Source organism: Actinomyces urogenitalis DSM 15434, assembly GCF_000159035.1.
GTDB lineage: Bacteria > Actinomycetota > Actinomycetes > Actinomycetales > Actinomycetaceae > Actinomyces > Actinomyces urogenitalis.
This window is the reverse complement of record NZ_DS999574.1, coordinates 1-2040: the sequence shown is the minus strand read 5'-3', so window position 1 is coordinate 2040 and position 2040 is coordinate 1. Positions and strand designations below refer to the sequence as shown.

Annotated in this window: 1 protein-coding gene; it reads left to right on the top strand. The window is 46.2% G+C overall.

Features of this window, described 5'->3' with window-relative positions; all coding sequences use genetic code 11:
• Positions 1-113: 113 nt before the first annotated feature.
• Positions 114-2040: hypothetical protein (locus HMPREF0058_RS11915; RefSeq protein WP_081449163.1), on the top strand; the 1927-nt coding region annotated here is incomplete at its 3' end.

The window sequence follows — 2040 nt, the reverse complement described above, 5'->3', positions numbered from 1 at the left end:
TATATTCCTGTAGGTGAAACCACCTATCTGAGCTCAACGGGCTGGTCTTGTGGGTAAAGCAGTGGTACTTTATAAGAGTAGATTCAACTAGCGACACTGGACAGGAAGTTCTCATGCGCAACCCCAAGGGCGTGCCCGGTTCTTTTATAGCGCTTGCCGGCAGAGCGTTGCTTAAACCAGCTCACGTTTTTAGAAAATCTCTGATCGTAACCTCGGCCTGCGCTTTGGGTCTCACGCTATCGACCCCGTCCTTGGCTCAAGCTGAGGATCTGCATATGAGCTCCCAGGCTGACGAACAAAGCGTCAGCCCGGCGCCAGTAAGCGCTCCAGAAGTTGAAACTGATACCCAGTCGGGCGATGGTCTAGAGCTTGGGCCGGAGATTGTTGATCAACCAGTGCGCCAATCAACTGTAGATACACCGACCATTTTCCCAGTCTTTGTAGACGCCACAACTATTTCCGGCGGTAAATTACAACGAGGAAGAGTTAATGGAAAGACTGTAAGAGGGACTGTATATGTGACATTAAAAGATAAGAATGGTAGCGAAAAAGCCACTGTTTCCGTTACGCCCACGAGCGGATCTACTTGGAAGGTAAATCTACCTGCCGGCGTTACTGTTGCAGAAGGCGATACCGTCACTGCCTATCAAACTTTTAATGGCGCCACATCTGCTGTGGCAACCGCCAAAGCTCAGTCATCAATGGCAGTTGAGAATAAAGACAAGCTCAAAATGCCGGTAGGAGAAATCTGGATTGAACACCCGGACGCTAACCTTGTAAATAAGGATGAGCAAGCAGAAGCTATTGAAATGCTGAAGAAAGCTAATCCGGACATTGCGAACGACTTTAGCCTTGACAAAATTAAATTCACTATCGATTACACGGACCATGCCTACTATGAAGTGACCTATAAAGATGGATCAACCTCCGGAAAAATTGAAGCTCCGGACGTAATAATCAAACAGGTAACAGAAACATCTGTGGCTCCGATAATAGGAAAAGTCCAGGTGACAGACGGCCAGATTATCGTTACATTTGCTAAAGAAGTTGCCCAAGGAACAAAATTTATTTTTGTCAAACAATTTACCGATGGAGAGGACAGGAATTTTTCCCAAAATGGAAGCTGTATAGTGGACAAATCTAACTCAGAAGAGATGTCTCAAGCAGTAACCGTTGACGGCAAAAAAGTTACTTTCCCAATCACGGATAAGGTTAACGATTTAAAACTCGGAACAGAGTTCGGTATCGTTGTCAAAGAGCCACATAAATTCCGTTCTTGCGCGAAGTCTGAGCCGGTAATAACAACCCCCGACAAAGTCGCCGTGAGAGATCCTCACAAATTAACGGATGCCGATAGACAAGCCATCGATAAAGCTATTCGAGACGCCAATACGGTAAATGACGTATCTAAACTTCCCGATGGAACTGGTTTTATTAACGATCCTGCATTTATCGAATTTGATAAAGACGGAAACGTTACAATAATCAGTCCTAATGATGTGGAAACTAATTGGGATAATGACGGCAATCCGACATATGCAAAAAATGCCGATGGAACCTATAAAGTAAACGATGGAGCCAAAGTCACTAAAATCCCTGCCAAAGATCTGGTAAAAAATATCGCTCCGAAATCTCCTGCGATTGCGGTAGATACGGATAAGGGTGAGGTAACTATTACCCCGCCAGCCTATGAAAACCCGGGTGATGATACCGACTTGGCGTCCTACACCGTCACCTATAAGGATGCTTCAGGAGCGGAAAAAACCGTCACTGCAACTCGAACCGTAGACGAAACTTCCGGTAAGACCACGTGGACATCAGATGGTGCAACGGTTGATGCGAACACCGGCGTGATTACTCTGAAAGTTGAAGACATCGAAGTTGGTGGAACTGTCACGGCAAAAGCAAAAGATAATGGCGGACTAATTCCCACTGAAGAACAGCCGCTTGAATCAGAACCGGCCAGCGAGACACTCGAAACTGCCGCTGTTAGCTACGATGCCAACAAGGGCACCGGCGAAATGAAAGGCAAGACCGTAA